At 72.1% G+C, this 16,450-nt stretch carries 17 protein-coding genes; 13 read left to right on the top strand and 4 right to left on the bottom strand.

The window, feature by feature from the left end; all coding sequences use genetic code 11:
• Window positions 1–16: 16 nt before the first annotated feature.
• On the top strand, window positions 17–166 hold the full coding sequence (locus KWI83_RS16895; protein ID WP_218515295.1) for a hypothetical protein: 150 nt from the start codon (window positions 17–19) through the stop codon (window positions 164–166).
• Between the two features lie 125 nt (window positions 167–291).
• On the opposite strand, the gene KWI83_RS16890 is transcribed toward KWI83_RS16895, so the two are convergent.
• Window positions 292–1,299 (bottom strand): Ku protein, encoded by a 1,008-nt coding sequence (locus KWI83_RS16890; RefSeq protein ID WP_218515177.1) that lies wholly within the window; start codon window positions 1,297–1,299, stop codon window positions 292–294.
• Between the two features lie 62 nt (window positions 1,300–1,361).
• Between KWI83_RS16890 and ligD the strand changes: the two genes are divergently transcribed.
• Window positions 1,362–2,243 (top strand): non-homologous end-joining DNA ligase, encoded by an 882-nt coding sequence (gene ligD / locus KWI83_RS16885; protein WP_218515176.1) that lies wholly within the window; start codon window positions 1,362–1,364, stop codon window positions 2,241–2,243.
• 383 nt (window positions 2,244–2,626) lie between these two features.
• On the opposite strand, the gene KWI83_RS16880 is transcribed toward ligD, so the two are convergent.
• Complete coding sequence (locus KWI83_RS16880; RefSeq protein WP_218515175.1) at window positions 2,627–3,433, bottom strand: nuclease-related domain-containing protein; 807 nt, start codon at window positions 3,431–3,433, stop codon at window positions 2,627–2,629.
• A 111-nt stretch (window positions 3,434–3,544) separates the two neighbouring features.
• On the opposite strand from KWI83_RS16880, the gene KWI83_RS16875 reads away from it, so the two are divergent.
• The 7 genes from KWI83_RS16875 (at window position 3,545) to KWI83_RS16845 (ending at window position 10,737) form a co-directional block, all read left to right on the top strand.
• Entirely contained in the window at window positions 3,545–4,051 is a 507-nt protein-coding gene (locus KWI83_RS16875; protein ID WP_218515174.1) for a dual specificity protein phosphatase family protein, read from the top strand.
• Window positions 4,052–4,161: 110 nt separating this feature from the next.
• The gene (locus tag KWI83_RS16870; protein WP_308122073.1) at window positions 4,162–4,899 is read left to right on the top strand and encodes a hypothetical protein; all 738 of its coding nucleotides are present in this window, start codon (window positions 4,162–4,164) and stop codon (window positions 4,897–4,899) included.
• Window positions 4,896–6,167, top strand: a complete 1,272-nt coding sequence (locus KWI83_RS16865) for an ATP-binding protein (protein WP_218515173.1) — start codon at window positions 4,896–4,898, stop codon at window positions 6,165–6,167. The genes KWI83_RS16870 and KWI83_RS16865 overlap by 4 nt, the downstream gene beginning before the upstream one ends.
• Window positions 6,168–6,265: 98 nt before the next feature.
• The gene (locus KWI83_RS38585; RefSeq protein ID WP_256362362.1) at window positions 6,266–7,321 is read left to right on the top strand and encodes an SH3 domain-containing protein; all 1,056 of its coding nucleotides are present in this window, start codon (window positions 6,266–6,268) and stop codon (window positions 7,319–7,321) included.
• 43 nt (window positions 7,322–7,364) lie between these two features.
• Complete coding sequence (locus KWI83_RS16855) at window positions 7,365–8,729, top strand: FtsW/RodA/SpoVE family cell cycle protein (RefSeq protein WP_218515172.1); 1,365 nt, start codon at window positions 7,365–7,367, stop codon at window positions 8,727–8,729.
• Window positions 8,726–10,183, top strand: a complete 1,458-nt coding sequence (locus tag KWI83_RS16850) for a penicillin-binding protein 2 (RefSeq protein WP_218515171.1) — start codon at window positions 8,726–8,728, stop codon at window positions 10,181–10,183. Before KWI83_RS16855 ends, KWI83_RS16850 begins: the two co-directional genes overlap by 4 nt.
• Window positions 10,184–10,227: 44 nt before the next feature.
• Complete coding sequence (locus KWI83_RS16845) at window positions 10,228–10,737, top strand: DUF3291 domain-containing protein (protein ID WP_218515170.1); 510 nt, start codon at window positions 10,228–10,230, stop codon at window positions 10,735–10,737.
• Here KWI83_RS16845 and KWI83_RS16840 read toward each other — a convergent pair.
• Window positions 10,734–11,846: a ferritin-like domain-containing protein gene (locus KWI83_RS16840; RefSeq protein WP_218515169.1), complete on the bottom strand. Its 1,113-nt coding sequence runs from the start codon at window positions 11,844–11,846 to the stop codon at window positions 10,734–10,736. The two genes, KWI83_RS16845 and KWI83_RS16840, sit on opposite strands and share 4 nt — an antisense overlap.
• An 89-nt stretch (window positions 11,847–11,935) precedes the next feature.
• Between KWI83_RS16840 and KWI83_RS16835 the strand changes: the two genes are divergently transcribed.
• From KWI83_RS16835 to KWI83_RS16820, 4 genes are all read left to right on the top strand, one after another.
• A complete protein-coding gene (locus tag KWI83_RS16835; RefSeq protein ID WP_218515168.1) occupies window positions 11,936–12,874 on the top strand; it encodes a diiron oxygenase in 939 nt (312 codons plus the stop codon).
• A 124-nt stretch (window positions 12,875–12,998) separates the two neighbouring features.
• A complete protein-coding gene (locus KWI83_RS16830) occupies window positions 12,999–13,637 on the top strand; it encodes a TetR/AcrR family transcriptional regulator (protein WP_218515167.1) in 639 nt (212 codons plus the stop codon).
• A gap of 81 nt (window positions 13,638–13,718) precedes the next feature.
• Complete coding sequence (locus tag KWI83_RS16825) at window positions 13,719–14,015, top strand: hypothetical protein (protein ID WP_218515166.1); 297 nt, start codon at window positions 13,719–13,721, stop codon at window positions 14,013–14,015.
• A 103-nt stretch (window positions 14,016–14,118) separates the two neighbouring features.
• Complete coding sequence (locus KWI83_RS16820) at window positions 14,119–15,219, top strand: C40 family peptidase (protein WP_218515165.1); 1,101 nt, start codon at window positions 14,119–14,121, stop codon at window positions 15,217–15,219.
• Here KWI83_RS16820 and KWI83_RS16815 read toward each other — a convergent pair.
• Window positions 15,189–16,445 carry a styrene monooxygenase/indole monooxygenase family protein gene (locus KWI83_RS16815; RefSeq protein WP_218515164.1) on the bottom strand — a complete coding sequence of 419 codons (1,257 nt, stop codon included), beginning with the start codon at window positions 16,443–16,445 and terminating at the stop codon, window positions 15,189–15,191. The two genes, KWI83_RS16820 and KWI83_RS16815, sit on opposite strands and share 31 nt — an antisense overlap.
• Window positions 16,446–16,450: the final 5 nt, after the last annotated feature.

The raw sequence follows: 16,450 nt of genomic DNA, 5'->3' as shown, positions 1-16,450 counted from the left end.
CCCTCAGTCCACGCGCGTGTCCCCGCCCTTCGCGGCGCCTGCCCTGGGCGTCGCCGCGGCCGACCTGCTGCGCGCCCAGGGCCTGTTGGACGACGCGGCCACCGGTCCGCGTACGGCGGAGGAGCTGGCAGCCCTGGCGGCGGCGCAGACGAGGCCGCACGACTGAGGACGGTGCCCCTCAGTCCACGCGCGTGTCCCCGCGCTTCGCGCGCCGCGCCGCGCCGCGCCGCGCCGACAGTGTGGTACCCGCGTCCACGGACCCTATGGCCACGTCAGCTCAGACGGCCTCGGTCAGGCCGAACGCTTGCGCGACGCCGTCTTCTTCGTCGTCGACTTCTTCGCCGTGCTCTTCGAGGCCGCCGTCTTCTTCGTCCCCTGCGTCGACTTGGACGCCGTCTTCTTCGCGGCCGTCTTCTTCGCCGTGGACTTCTTGCCGGCCGGCTCCTTGGGGGCCGCGCGGCTGGTCTTGCGCTGGGCGAGCGGGCGGACCTCGGCCTCCTCGGCCGGGGCCTCGCCGCGGGACTCCCGGGCCGCGCGGACGCTGCTCTCCAGGGCCGCCATCAGGTCGAGCACCTTGCCGCCCGCCGCGGGTGCGGGAGCCTCGGGGGGTGCCTCCCCGGCCGCCTTGGCGGCGATGACCTCCTCGACGGCCTCGCGGTACTCGTCGTGCAGATCCTCCAGGTCGACCTCGCCGAGGGTGTCCATCAGGGCGTCCGCGAGATCGAGTTCCTTGTCGCGGACGGTGACGTTGGTGTCGGGCGCGACGCCCTCGGGCGCGCGGACCTCGTCCGGCCACAGCAGCCCGTGCATGGCGATGGCGTCGCCGACCACCCGCAGCATGCCCAGCCGCTCCCGGCCGCGCAGCGCGAACTTGGCGATGGCGACCTTGTTGCTCCGCTTGAGCGCCTCGCGCAGCAGTGTGTACGGCTTGGCGGCGGGGGCGCCGCTGGCCGCGAGGTAGTACGCCGCGTCCATCTGGAGCGGGTCGATCCGGTCTCCCGGCACGAAGGCCACGATCTCGATCGTCTTGGCGGTCGGGAGGGGAAGGTGGGCCAGATCCTCGTCCGTGATCGGGATGATCGTGCCGTCCGCGTCCTCGTACCCCTTGCCGATCTCCGCCCCGCTGACCTCGCGGTCCTCCAGCTCGCAGAACTTGCGATAGCGGATCCTGCCACCGTCCTCGGTGTGGATCTGGCGGAACGAGATCGAGTGGCTCTCGGTGGCGTTCACCAGCTTGATCGGGATGCTGACCAGGCCGAACGAGATGGCGCCGTTCCATATGGATCGCACATTCAGCACCTTTCGAGGCGGTATCAGCAGAGTTCGTACGATTCCCGTCATTTTCGTGTGATTCTCATCGTATGACGCCGATCACAGAGGTGGAGGGGCGACGGGTCGCGCTCAGCAATCTGGAGAAGGTGCTGCATCCGGCGACCGGCTTCACCAAGGGCGAGTTGCTGCACTACTACGCGACGACCGCCGACGTAATCCTGCCCCATCTGCGGGATCGGCCGGTGTCCTTCCTGCGCTACCCGGACGGCCCCGACGGGCAGGTGTTCTTCACCAAGAACGTGCCGCCGGGTACGCCCGAGTGGGTCACCACCGCCGAGGTGCCGCGGTCGGAGGGCCCGGCCCGGATGGTGCTGGTGCAGGACCTGGCGAGTCTGATGTGGGCGGCGAACCTGGTGACCGAGTTCCACACCCATCAGTGGCTGATCTCGGCGCCGGAGGTCGCGGACCGGCTGGTCTTCGACCTCGACCCGGGCTCGCCCGCGACCGTCGTGCACTGCTGCCGGGTCGCGCTGTGGCTGCGGGAGCGGCTGGCGCGGGACGGGATCGAGGCGTACCCGAAGACGTCCGGTTCGAAGGGGCTGCATCTGCTCGCGGCGGTCCGGCCCACGCCGTCCGATCAGGTGACGGAGTACGCCAAGGGGCTCGCGGTGGAGGCGGAACGGGCGATGCCCCGACTGGTCGTACACCGCATGACGCGCAGTCTGCGGCCCGGCAAGGTGTTCGTCGACTGGAGTCAGAACGCCGCGCGCAAGACGACGGCGACTCCGTACACCCTGCGGGCGCGGGCGACGCCGACCGTTTCGGCGCCGGTGACCTGGGAGGAGGTCGAGGCCTGCCGAGACGCCGGCCAACTCACCTTCCTGGCGACGGACATCGCCCCGCGCGTGCAGGACTACGGCGATGTGCTGGCCCCCCTGCTCGACGAGGGGCGGGCCAGTCCACTGCCGTGAGCCGCAGCGCCCGTCCAGCGGGCACCTCACAGCAAGGAACGCGCAGGGAAACCCCCCGCCCCCGTACCCTCCGCCGCCGCGCGCTCGTCGTCGGCCTGACCGCCACACTCACCCTCGGCGCCCCCACGGCCACCACCGTCGCCGCCCCGGACCGGGCCCCGGCGCCCGCCGCCCCGGCCCGGGTGATCTCGACCGGAACGAGATCGCCGTCGCCACGAGCAACGGCGACGCCCAGCGGCACGCGGCCGAGCAGAACGTGTGGCACGCCTTCGTCTCGGCCGCCGTGTACGACGCCCCCACCTCCTCGCTGGCCCGGAAGTGGATGCCGCCCCACAGGCGGGCGCCGGTCACGGTTGACGTCGGCCGCCTTCGTGTAGGTGGGCTCACACCCTCGCCCACGTGTTCCGGTCCCGTGCCATCACGTGCAGGGCCTCCACGTCCGCCGGTTTGAGGACGCCGCCCAGGCGGGCGAGGGCGTCGAGGTCCGTGTCGAGGAGGATGCGGACCTCGCGGACCGGGCCGGGGACCGAGACGCGGGACGGGCCGACCAGGGCGAGGACGGGGTGGACCTCGGCGGTCAGGGCGTACGAGGCGCGGTCGGCCTCCGCGCGGACCCGGCGCAGCAGCGGGCGCCCCTCCCGCCGCCCCAGCGCGACCATCGGGTCGGCTATCACGACCCGCTGCTTACGGGCGTACAGGGCGTGCACGGCGAACAGGCCACCGGGGCCGATCACCAGGTGGTGGACGCGGTCGCCGCCGGGCAGCGGGATCGAGTGCAGGGCGTGCCAGCCCGCGCCGTCCATCCGGTCCAGCGCCTCCCCCACCACCTGCTCGGCCTCCAGCGCCCGGCGCCGGGGGTCGGCGCGGAGCCGGGGCACGGGCCCGCCGGGGTCCCGGTCCAGGGCGACCAGGAGGGCCTCGCCGGGCCGGTTGGGGGCCAGGTCGTCGTCGGGGTGCAGGCTCAGCCGGGCCAGTTCCGCGGGGGTCGGGACCGGGGGCGGGCCGACCGTGACCGGGCCGGTGAGGAAGGGGCGGAGGGCGTCCAGGACGTCGTCTCTGCGGTCCTCGCTCAGCAGGTTGACCCGGGCCGCCTCACGGTCGTACCAGGCGATGTCCCTGCCGTCCGTGAGGCAGACGTACAGCCGTTCCCGACCGTGTTGCCAGGTCGGGACGACGCGCAGTCCGCTCATGCACATCACCTCATGACCATGGGAACAGGCGGGGTGCTCCAGGGGCAAGAACCCAGATACCTTTGAGAGGAGCTGGGACGGGCCCGCCCGCGTGGCGGTTGGGGAGGCGCGTTGCGTACCCGCAGGAGGCAACCCGACGTACCGGCCCCGGACATGCCGTGGAACGAGATCGTGCCCGGCCTGTGGATGGGCGGGCACGAGTTCAAAGGCCATTCGGGGCAACTGGAGTTCGCCGTCGTCCGCGGCGAGTTCGATCTTGTGCAGACCCTCCTGCGGCTGCCCGGCCACGGCCCCGACCCGGGCGTCGACCACCAGGTCTGGCCCATCCCGGACGGCCCGCTCGACGGCACCCAGCTGGCCGGGGTGATCCGGCTGGCCGAGGCCGCCTGCGACGCGCTGGACCGGGGCCGCCGGGTACTGGTCCGCTGCTACCACGGCTACAACCGCTCCGGCCTGGTGATCGCGCACGCCCTGGTCCGCCGGGGCCGCTCCGCCGAGGCGGCGATCCGGCTGATCCGCGCCCGCCGCTCACCGTGGGCGCTGCACAACGAGCTGTTCGTGGAGTATCTGCGGACCGGGCTGCCGACCGTGCGGTTACTGGAGGAGCTCGCGGAGTAGGGGGAGGCGTCCCCCGCCGGGCGCTTCGTGCGCAAAAAGGACTTCCTCACGAATAAGGTGTACGCACGAATAAGGTGTACGGGCCGACCGTCCCGAACCACAGGAGCTCCGTGCCCCGCCGCTTTGCGCCGCTCATCACCCGCGCCCGCGTCCGCGCCGTCACCGCCCTCGCGCTGCTCTCGGTGACCGCGACGGCCTGCGGCGACGCGGGCGAGCTGCGCGGCGCGGGGCCGACCCCGACCGCGGTCGGCCCGGCCCGGCTGTGGCCCGAGCTGCCGCCGGCGTCCAGCCCGGCCTTCGAGATCGGCGAGGTGGACGTCCAGGTCGTCAAGGGCGTGGAGGTGCCCGGTGACGACATCCGCAAGGTGGACCCGGTGGCGGTCGTGCGCGCGGAGATCGCCCGGCGCCCCGGCGACTACGAGGGGTCCAAGGCGGCGTACCGCGAGACGAAACACCGGATGGAGGAATGCGACGGGGCCGGGGACCGGACCCGGTGCCCGGTCCTGGAGCCGTACTTCCGGGACCTGACCGGCGACGGACGGCCCGAGATGACGCTGGGGTTCCGGCTGCTGCCCGGCGAGATGACCGCCGTGCGCGTCTACACCGTCGACAAGCACCGGCTGGTGCAGGTCATGGCCTACGACGACGCCCTGACCGGGATCGAGATCGCCGGGCAGTCGGTGATCCTGTGGGCGCCGTCCGAGGTCCCCGGCTACCAGTACCGCCTCCAGTGGAGCTGGGACACCGACCAGGGCGCGATGCTGCTCACCCACGACGAGATGCTGCGCACCGGCAAGCGGCCGGATCCGCACCGCCCGTCCCGCACGCCCTCCGCGAGCCCCCGATGAGGCTCACGCTGCCGCGCTGGTCCGGCACCCTCGCGGTGAAGGCCGCCGTCTTCATCACGGTGATGTGCTGCGCCCTGGCCGCGCTGCTCGGCGTCCTGGTCCATGTCTCGGTGACCAACCAGACCGTCGGCCAGGCCCGCGACCTGGCACTGGCCCGCCTTCAGGACGCGACGACGGCGTACGAGGCCGGGGACCCCCTGACGCCGGGCGCGGGCGTCGACCCCGAGGGGCTGCCCGCGCCACTGCGCTCCCTCGCGGCGGCCGGGGAACGCGGCACGATGGTCGACGAGCACGAGGGCCGGCCCACGATGTGGGCGGCGGGCCCCGCCGACGGCGGCCGGGCCCTCGCGGTGGCCGTCGACTACTCCCAGCAGGCCCGCACCATCGACGGCCTGGACCGGGCGATCGGCTGGTCGTCGGCGCTGGCGATCGGGGCGACGGTGCTGGTGGGGGCGTTCGCGGTGACCCGGGTGACGCGGCGGCTGCACACCACGGCGCGGGTCGCCCGGCGGATCAGCGCGGGCGACCTGGACGCGCGCGTGAACGACCCGCGTGCCCGGGACCGGACGCGGCCGCAGGACGAGGTGGCCGCGGTCGCCGCCGCGCTGGACTCCATGGCCGCCTCGCTGCAGGGCAAGCTGCTCGCCGAGCAGCGGTTCACCGCGGACGTGGCGCACGAGCTGCGCACCCCGCTGACCGGCCTGCACGCGGCGGCGGAGCTGCTGCCGCCGGGGCGCCCGACGGAGCTGGTCCGCGACCGGGTGGCCGCGCTGCGCACGCTCACCGAGGACCTGCTGGAGATCTCCCGGCTGGACACCGGGCGGGAGCGGCTGGACCTGGACACCGAGGAGCTGGGCGCGCTGGCCGAGCGGGTCGTCCGGGCGTCGGGGACGAACACCTCGGTGCGGGTCGTGCGGGATACGCGCGTGGAGACCGACCGGCGGCGGCTGGAGCGGGTGCTCGGCAACCTCGTCGCCAACGCGCACAAGCACGGGCGGCCGCCCGTCGTCGTGACGGTGGACGGGCCCGTGGTGACCGTGCGGGATCACGGGGCGGGCTATCCGGAGTACCTGGTGGAGCACGGTCCGCAGCGGTTCCGCACCGAGGGCGGGGTGAAGGGGCACGGCCTCGGCCTGACCATCGCGCTGGGCCAGGCGGAGGTGCTGGGCGCCCGCCTGGAGTTCCGCAACGCGCCGGGCGGCGGGGCGGTGGCGCGGTTGACGCTTCCTCAGGCTCCACCGGACGGGCATACGGCGGACCGGGAGTGACCCTCCCTGATGGCGCACTGCGACGGGCGCCTTGCGAAGTGCGCTCCTAGTGTGGCGATTAGTCAGCTTCGCCCCGCCCTCTCACGGGAGGTTCTCCCATGTCCCTGCGCTCTCCCCGCACCCGTCTCGCCATGACGGCGGTCGCAGGTGCCCTGGCCACCGCGATGGCGATCTCCCCGGCCTTCGCCGGTGCCATCTGGGGCGAATCCGGCTCCGGCACCGCCCCCGCCCCCGGCGGCGAGTCCGGCACCGGTACCGGCGCCGTTCCCGCCCCCGGCGGCGAGTCCGGCACCGGTGCCGTTCCCGTCCCCGTTCCAGGCACCGGTACCGTTCCCGTCCCCGTTCCCGTTCCAGGCACCGGTGTCGGTGCCGTCCCCGTCCCCGTCCCCGTTCCCGTTCCGGGCATCGGCGGCCATCACGACAACTTCGGCGGCAACGGGGGCGTCGACGTCTTCGCGGGCAACGGCGACGTCGACGTCTTCGCCGGGAACGGCCACCGGGACAACTTCGGCGGCAACGGCGGCCGGAACAACTTCGGCGGCAACGGCAACGGCGGCGTCGACGTCTTCGCGGGCGACGTCGACGTCTTCGCCGGGAACGGCCACCGGGGCGGCAACGGCGACCACAACTTCGGCGGCAACGGGGGCAACGGAAACCAGGGCGGCTTCGGCGGCAACGGGGGCAACGGCGACCGGGACAACTTCGGCGGCAACGGGGGCAACGGCGACCGGGACAACTTCGGCGGCAACCGGGGCAACGGAAACCAGGGCGGCTTCGGCGGCAACGGCGGCGGGAACCACGGCGAATTCGGCGACTTCGGCGGCGACGGCGACTGGAACGACTTCAACGACGACTTCGGCGGCGAAGGGGACTGGGCCGACTTCGACGGCGACCTCGGCGGCGACGGGGGCGGCCGCGCCGACTACCGGGGCGTCGTCACCGCCGGCTCCCTGCTGCTGCGCTCGTCGCCCACCCAGCGCAGCCGGGCCATCGGCAGGGTCCAACGGGGCGACGTCGTGAACATCTTCTGCAAGGCGCCGGGCCAGCGCGTGCAGGGCAACCCCCTCTGGTACCTCCTCAAGGGCCGCGGCACCTGGGCCTGGGGCGCCGCCCGCTACATCAACAACCTCGGACCGTCGCCGCGCTGGTGCTGAAGTCCACGGCACACAAGCCGCACCATTTGGGTAAGTTCCGGACATGACGAAGGCCGGAACCGGAACCACCGTGGCAGCGGACACCCCCGCTCCCACGGTCCGTCTCCCCCGTCGCCGTGGCATCGAACTGGCTCTCATCGTCGTAGCCGTGCTCCTGTCGGTGTACGGCTACTGCGCTGTCGGCCTCGCCAGGACCGGCGCCGTCCCGCCCGGCGCGGTGGGCTACGGCGCCGGGCTGGGCGTCCTCGCGCTGCTCGCGCATCTCGCGGTCCGCCTGCGTGCCGCCTACGCCGACCCGCTGCTGCTGCCCATCGGCGTGCTGCTCAACGGACTGGGCCTGGTGCTGATCTACCGGCTGGACCTGGAGACGCCGGACGACCGGGCGGCTCCCGCCCAGCTCGTCTGGTCGGCACTGGGCATCACCCTGTTCGCGTATGTCGTCGCCGCCCTGCGCGACCACCGGGTGCTCCAGCGGTACGCGTACGTGTGCGTCGCCGCGGCGCTGGTCCTGCTCACCCTGCCGATCTTCTTCCCGGCCGTGAACGGCGCCCGGATCTGGATCCGGATCGCCGGATTCTCCATCCAGCCGGGCGAGTTCGCGAAGGTGCTGCTGGCGGTGTTCTTCGCCGCGTACCTGGCCGCGAACCGCAACGCGCTCGCCTACGCCGGCCGCCGCATCTGGCGGCTTCAGCTGCCCACCGGTCGCGTCCTCGGCCCGGTCGTCGCCATCTGGCTGGTCAGCGTCGGCGTACTGATCCTGGAACGCGACCTCGGCACCTCGCTGCTGTTCTTCGGCCTGTTCGTCGTCATGCTGTACGTCGCCACCGGCCGCACCGGCTGGATCGCCGTCGGCCTGCTGCTGGCGACGCTGGGCGCGGTCGCCGTCGGCCGGACGGAGCCGCACGTGGCCGCGCGGATCCAGGACTGGCTGCACCCGTTCGCGTCCATCGAGGCGGGCCTGGGCCCCAACCAGCTCGCCCAGTCGCTGTTCGCGTTCGCCGCGGGCGGCGTGCTCGGCACCGGCCTGGGCCTCGGCCACTCCATCCTCATCGGCTTCGCCACCAAGTCGGACTTCATCCTGGCGACCGCGGGCGAGGAGCTGGGCCTGGCGGGCCTCTCCGCGATCTTCCTGCTGTACGGCCTGCTGGTGGAGCGCGGCTACCGGGCGGGCCTCGCCCTGCGCGAGCCCTTCGGGCGGCTGCTCGCGGTGGGCCTCGCCTCGATCGTGGCGCTGCAGGTCTTCGTCATCGCGGGCGGGGTGACCGGCCTGATCCCGCTGACCGGCATGGCAATGCCGTTTCTGGCGCAGGGCGGCTCCTCGGTGGTCACCAACTGGGCGATCGTGGCCTTGCTGATCCGGGTGAGCCACGCGGCCCGCAAGCAGTACGACGGGCAGGTCGCCCCGTGACCCGCCACATCCGCTACGCCGCCGCGTTCTGCGCCCTGCTGCTGGCCGCCCTCCTGGTCAACGCGGCCCGCATCCAGGTCTTCCAGGCCCAGGCGTACGACGACAGCCCGGCCAACCGGCGCCAGGACATCGCCCGTTACGGCCAGCCGCGCGGCGACATCCTGGTCGGCGGCCGCCCGGTCACCGGCTCCAAGGACACCGGCGAACACCTCCGCTACGAACGCACGTACCAACAGGGCCCGTTGTACGCCCCCGTGACCGGATTCGCCTCGCAGAAATACGGCACGACGTTCCTGGAGCAGGCCGAGGACGGCACCCTGTCCGGCACCGACCCGCGGCTCTCGCCGTTCCCTCTGTGGAACGACTTCGCCCGCACCCGGAACCCCGGCGGCGACGTCGCCACCACGCTCAACGCGGCGGCGCAGCAGGCGGCGTTCCGGGGGCTGGGCAACCGCAAGGGCGCGGTCGCGGCGATCGAACCGGCGACGGGGCGGATCCTGGCGCTGGTCTCCACGCCGTCGTACGACCCGGGGGCGCTGTCGGGGAACGGACCGGCGGTGACCCGGTCCTGGCTGGGCCTGAACGAGGACCCGGACAAGCCGATGCTCAACCGGGCGGTACGGCAGACGTATCCGCCGGGCTCGACGTTCAAGGTGGTCACCGCGGCGGCCGCGCTGGACGCCGGGGTGATCACCAACCTCGACGAGCGGACCCGCTCGCCCGACCCGTACACCCTGCCCGGCACCACGACGACCCTGCGCAACGAGGCCGAGGGCTGTGCGGACGCCTCGCTGCGGGACGCCTTCGAGAAGTCCTGCAACACGGTCTTCGCCAAGCTGGGCGTGGACGTGGGCGTGACGGACATGGCCGCCACGGCCCACGCGTTCGGCTTCAACGACTCCGAGCTGCGCATCCCCTACTCGGTGGCGCCGAGCACCTTCGACACCTCGGTCGACAAGGCGCAGCTGGCCCTGTCCTCGATCGGCCAGTACAACACCCGGGCCACGCCGTTGCAGATGGCGATGGTGTCGGCGGCGGTCGCCAACGGGGGCCAGGTGCGGGAGCCGTACCTGGTGGAACGGATCACCACCGCCCGGGGCGCCACGGTCTTCACGGCCGGCGCCCGCCCGCTCCGCCGGGCAATGCACCCCTCGACCGCCCGGTGGATGCGGGAGCTGATGCGGAACGTGGTGGAGGACGGCACCGGCACCAACGCCATGATCCCCGGCGCGACGGTCGGCGGCAAGACCGGCACCGCCCAGCACGGCGTCGACAACTCCGGTACCCCGTACGCCTGGTTCGTCTCCTGGGCGCAGGGCGACCACGATCTGGAACCGAAGGTCGCGGTCGCGGTGGTGGTGGAGGACGCCGCGGCGCACCGCCGTGACATCACCGGGGGCAGTATGGCGGCGCCGATCGCGCGGGCGGTGATGCAGGCGGTTCTCAAGCCGTGAGACGGGGGTACCACGGCGCTCGGGCGCCGACCTACCGTTCGGTCATGACGGAACCCGCGCCCGCGTACGAACTCGCCCAGGTCAACATCGCCCGTCTCAAAGCCCCGTTGGACTCCCCGCAGCTGAAGGACTTCGTCGACAACCTCGACCCCGTGAATGCCGCCGCCGACGCCGCCGACGGTTTCGTCTGGCGGCTGCAGGGCGACTCCGGCAATGCCACCGACGTGCCCTTCTTCGGCGACGACTGGCTCATCGTCAACATGACGGTGTGGCGGGACACCAACGCCCTGACCGCCTACATGTACCAGGGGCGGCACCGGGAGATGCTGGCGCGGCGCAGGGAGTGGTTCGAGCGGTTGCAGGAGGCGGTCACCGCGCTGTGGTGGGTCCCCGCCGGGCACCGGCCGACCGTCGCCGAGGCCGAGGCGCGGCTGCTCCACCTGCGCACGCACGGCCCGACGCCGTACGCCTTCACGCTGCGGACGTCGTTCCCGCCGGGGAGCGCGGTGCCGGTGACGGGTGAGGTCCCCGAGGGCCTGGGCTGCACGGTCTAGGAGTCCTCGCCGGCCCCCGCCCGGATCGCCTCCGTCACCTCCGCCACCCGCTCCCGTTCCTCCGCCGCGAACCGCTCCGCGTCGAGCTGCTCGGCGATCTCCTCGTCCTGCGCCATCAGCAGGTCGAGGTTGGAGTCACCCATCTCGAAGACGCCCATGTCGACATAGGCCTGCTGCAGGCGCTTGCCCCACAGGCCTATGTCCTTCACGCACGGCACGATCCGGCTGAACAGCAGCTTGCGGAACAGGGCGAGGAACTCGGAGCGTTCGCTGTACTCCTCCGCCTCGGCGCGCGGGACGCCGAAGTTCTCCAGCACCTCCACGCCGCGCAGCCGGTCCCGCATCAGATAGCAGCCCTCGATCACGAACTCCTCGCGTTCGCGCAGTTCGGCGTCGGTGAGCTGCTGGTAGTAGTCCCGCAGCGCCATCCGCCCGAAGGCCACGTGCCGGGCCTCGTCCTGCATGACGTACGCCAGGATCTGCTGGGGCAGCGGTTTGTCGGTGGTGTCGCGGATCATGCCGAAGGCGGCGAGCGCGAGGCCCTCGATGAGCACCTGCATCCCGAGGTAGGGCATGTCCCAGCGGCTGTCGCGCAGGGTGTCGCCGAGCAGGGACTGGAGGTTGTCGTTGATCGGGTAGAGCATCCCGATCTTCTCTTGCAGGAAGCGGGCGTAGATCTCCGCGTGCCGGGCCTCGTCCATGGTCTGGGTCGCCGAGTAGAACTTGGCGTCGAGGTCGGGCACGGACTCCACGATCCGGGCCGCGCAGATCATCGCGCCCTGCTCGCCGTGCAGGAACTGGCTGAACTGCCAGGAGGCGTAGTGGCGGCGCAGTTCGCCCTTGTCCCGCTCGGAGAGTTTCGCCCAGTGCCTGGTGCCGTGCAGGGAGAGCGCCTCGTCGGGGGTGCCGAGGGGGTCGTACGGGTCCACCTCCAGGTCCCAGTCGATCCGCCGCCGGCCGTCCCACTGCTTGTCCTTGCCCTTCTGGTAGAGGGCCAGCAGGCGGTCGCGTCCGTCGTCGTACTCCCAGCTGAACCGGGCCGAGCCGGTCGCGGGCACCGGCCAGAGGGGCTTCCCGGGGTCCATGGCGTACAGGTCGAAGGTCGACATGTCCCGCAGATTCACACGTAGTAGACGCGTGGTCAACAAGTTGCGCGCAGGGGATTGACGGCCTTGCTGACGGGCAGTCTCATAAGCGCATGACGACCCTCACCGAAACCGAAGCCCTGGCAGGGCTGCGCGACGCGCTCGGCCTGCTCAAGGACCGCGAGCAGGTGGCCGAGCGGCTGCTCGACTCCTCCGCCAGGCACTCCTTCGACCCGGACAAGGAACTGGACTGGGACGCGCCCTTCGAGGAGGGCAAGTGGTTCTGGCCGCCGGAGCTGGTGTCGCTGTACGACACACCGATGTGGAAGCGGATGAGCGAGGAACAGCGGATCCTGCTCTCCCGGCACGAGGCGGCGGCGCTGGCGTCCCTGGGCATCTGGTTCGAGATCATCCTGATGCAGCTGCTGGTCCGGCACATCTACGACAAGGCGGCGACGAGCGCGCACGTGCGCTACGCGCTGACCGAGATCGAGGACGAGTGCCGGCACTCGAAGATGTTCGCCCGGCTGATCGCGCGCGGTGAGACGCCCTGGTACCCGGTGAGCCGGGTGCACCAGAACCTCGGCCGCCTGTTCAAGACGGTCTCCACCACGCCCGGTTCCTTCACCGCGACCCTGCTCGGCGAGGAGGTCCTCGACTGGATGCAGCGGCTGACCTTTCCCGACGAGCGGGTGCAGCCGCTGATCCGGGGGGTCACGCGCATCCACGTCGTGGAGGAGGCCCGGCACGTGCGGTACGCCCGCGAGGAGCTGCGGCGGCAGATGGTCACCGCGCCGAAGTGGTCCCAGGAGTTCACGCGGCTCACATCAGGGGAGTTCGCCCGGGTGTTCTCGGTCGCCTTCGTCAATCCCGAGGTCTACACCAACGTGGGGCTGGACAAGCGGGAGGCGATGGCGCAGGTGACGGCGAGTGGGCATCGGCGGGAGGTCATGCAGGCGGGGGCGAAGCGTCTGACGGACTTCCTGGACGACATCGGGGTGCTGCGGGGGGTGGGGCGGCGGCTTTGGAGGTCTTCGGGGTTGTTGGCATAGGGGTGGGTCGTCGTTCGGGTGCGGGAACGCCCCCAGGGGCGCGGGGCTGTATCAACATGCGGCTCCGCCGCGTGGGCGCGACCAGCCACCACGAACCCGCACCCGGCCGACTACGCTGCCCCGTATGACCCCCTCCGCCCCCTCATACCGCCGCCTCAGCGTCGAGGAACGCCGCCGTCAGCTGCTGGACGCCGCGCTCACCCTCTTCGCCCACCGCGCCCCCGAGGACGTCTCCCTCGACGACGTGGCGGCGGCGGCCGGGGTCTCCCGCCCCCTGGTGTACCGCTACTTCCCGGGCGGCAAGCAGCAGTTGTACGAGGCCGCCCTCCGCTCCGCCGCCGAGGAGCTGCAGCTCTGCTTCGACGAGCCGCGCGAGGGACCGCTCCTGCCCCGGCTGTCCCGCGCCCTGGACCGCTACCTCGCCTTCGTCGACCAGCACGACGCCGGCTTCAGCGCCCTGCTCCAGGGCGGCAGCGTGGTGGAGACCTCCCGTACGACCGCCATCGTGGACGGCGTACGCCGGGCCGCGGCCGTGCACATCATGCGCCACCTCGGCATCGCCGACCCGGGCCCCCGGCTGCGCATGACCGTCCGGATGTGGATCACCGCGGTGGAGGCCGCCTCCCTCATCTGGCTCGACGAGGACAAGCAGCCACCCCTGGACGAACTGAGGGACTGGCTGGTGGAACAGTTCGTCGCCGTACTGTCGGTGACCGCCGCCCGCGACCCGCAGACCGCGTCCGTCGTGGCGGCCCTGGCCTAGGGGCCTGTCGTTTGGATCACGCCGCAGACGCGGGGCCTGATCCAAACGACAGGCCCTCGGCGGATGGCTGAGACTGGTGCCGTGAAGAGCGAAGACACCCCCTTCGAGGGCGGGCCCATGGACGGCCGCGTGCTGCCCGTGCTCCTCGGACTCACCGGGCACCCGCCGAAGACGTACCGCATCCCGGTCCCGGACCCGCACGGCGGCGCGCCCACGGTTCTGATCTACCGCCGGGTGTCCCGCGGCAAGGGCAGGCTCACCCACCGCTGGAAGTACGTCCACGACCCCGCGGGCGACCAGGGCGGCGACCGGCTCAGATGGCCGTGGCGCAGGCCGGACGCCACGCCGGGAGGCAAGCCGGACGACGCGGACGGGTGACCTCGTTACGCCATCCCGCGGACGGTCGGCGCGCGGAACGCGAGGGCACGTCACATGCTCGCGGTGCGGAGCGGACCCGCTGCCCCGCACCGGAGGTGATGACGTGTCAGGAAGGCTACTGCGCCTGGTGTGTACGGCGACCGTGGCGGCCCACGCCGTCCTCGCAGCCGTGCCCGCGGCGGCCGTACCGGAGCCGGGCGAGACCCCGGAGCGGTCCGTCGCCAAGCTGCTGACGGACCTTCAGCGGCTGTACCGGGAGGCCGAGAAGGCCACCGAGGCCTACAACGCCACCGAGGAGCGGCTGAAGAAACAGCGCACCGAGGTCCGGCGACTGGACAGTGCGCTGGCCCGCGCGCGGCTCGCCCTGCACGACAGCCGGGGCGCGGCCGGCCGGCTGGCCCGCCAGCAGTACCAGGGCCGCAGCGACATCTCGCCGTACGTCCGCCTGCTGCTCGCCCGCGATCCGCAGCACGCGCTCGAACAGGGGCATGTGGTCAAACAGCTGGCGCGGGAGCGGGCCAGGACGGTCACGGACATGACCGGCCACGAGAAGAAGGCCGACGAGCTGGCCCGCAAGGCGAGGGCCGCGCTGGACCGGCAACTCGCCCTCGCCGAGCGGCGGAAGAAGGAACGGGACGAGGTGCGCAAGCGGCTCGACGAGGTGGAGAGGCTGCTCGCCTCGCTCAGCGCCGAGCAGCTGACCGCGCTCGCCGAGTTCGAGGACAAGGGGATCGCCAAAGCGCAGCAGGAGCTGGTGTCCTCCGGTGCGCTCGGCGACGACGCCAAGCCGTCCTCGCGGGGCGGCCGGGCCGTGCGCTACGCCATGCGGCAGGTCGGGAAGCCGTACGAGTGGGGCGCGGAGGGCCCGAAGAGGTACGACTGCTCCGGGCTGACCTCCCAGGCCTGGGCCCACGCCGGGACCACCATCCCCCGCACCAGCCAGGAGCAGTGGGCCCGGCTCCCCCGCATTCCGCTGGAGGAACTACGCCCCGGCGACCTGGTGATCTACTTCCCCGAGGCCACGCACGTGGCGATGTACCTGGGCGAGGGCAAGGTCGTCCACGCCCCCCGCGTCGGCGAGAAGATCGAGGTCGCCCCCCTCGCGAACAACCCGATCCTGGGAGCCGTCCGCCCGGACCAGGCGAACCCACGGCCGCCGCACGCCCCGCGCCCCTACCGCGGCTGGGCCAGAGAGGCGAGGTAGGCCTCGGCCTTCTCCGGCTCGTAGAAGAAGTTCTCGAAGTCCGCCGGGTCGTTGAAGCCGTTGGCGAAGCGGTCGGCGACCGGCTGGAGCTGGCCAGCGGCGCCGATCAGGTTGAGGACGTGCTCGGGCGGCGGGGCCAGCATGGCGTTGGTCCACTTGGTGACGTGCTGGGCGGTGGCCCAGTAGCGGTCGAACGTCTGCTGCATCCAGGTCTCGTCGAACGGCTGGTCGCCGTGTTCCAGGATCGAGGCGAGGTAGGAGGCGGCGCACTTGGACGCCGAGTTGGAGCCCTGGCCGGTGATCGGGTCGTTGGCGACGACCACGTCGGCGACCCCGAGCACCAGGCCGCCGCCGGGCAGGCGGCCGATGGGATTGCGAACGGTGGGGGCGTAACGGCCGGAGAGGGTGCCGTTCGCGTCGGTCAGTTCGGCCTTGGTGGCCCGCGCGTACTCCCAGGGGAGGAACTTCTCCATGAGTTCCAGGGTCAGGGAGAGGTGCTCCGCGGGGTCCTTGACGCCGTTGAAGACGTCCAGCGGGCCGCCGGGTATGCCCTCCCAGAAGAGGATGTCGGCGCGGCCGGAGGTGGTCAGGCACGGCATCACGAACAGCTCGCCGACGCCGGGCACCAGGTTGCACCGCACCGCCTCGAACTCCGGGTGCTCCGGGCGCGGGCCGAGACCGTGCACGTAGGCGACGGCGAGGGCGCGCTGCGGCTCGCTGTACGGGGAGCGCTCGGGATCGCGGGCGAACATCTGCACCAGCTCGCCCTTGCCCGCCGAGACCAGCACCAGGTCGTACGTACGGGAGAAGTAGTCGAGGTCCCCGACCGCCGCGCCGTGGATGACCAGCTGACCGCCGCGCTGCGCGAACGTCTCCATCCAGCCGGCCATCTTCACCCGCTGGTCCACCGACTGGGCGTACCCGTCCAGCTTGCCCACCCAGTCGATCGCCCGCTGCGAGGGGCCCGGGTCGAAGGAGCCGGGGGCCGCGACCGAGACGCCGAGTCCTTCGATCTTCGGGGCCTGGGACTCCCAGAAGTTCAGCTGGAGATCACGCTCGTGCTGGAGGGCCGTGTGGAACATGCACTGCGTCGACATGACCCGGCCGGAGCGGATCTCGTCCGCCGTCCGGTTCGACATCAGGGTGACCTCGTACCCGTGCGACTGGAGTCCGAGGGCGAGCTGGAGTCCGGACTGACCGGCTCCGACGACGAGTATCTTCCGCATGCGGG

Origin of the sequence: Streptomyces sp. TRM70350 (genome assembly GCF_019219825.1) — a bacterium.
GTDB lineage: Bacteria > Actinomycetota > Actinomycetes > Streptomycetales > Streptomycetaceae > Streptomyces.
The sequence above is the reverse complement of the archived record's forward strand: the minus strand, read 5'-3'. Positions and strand labels throughout refer to the sequence as shown.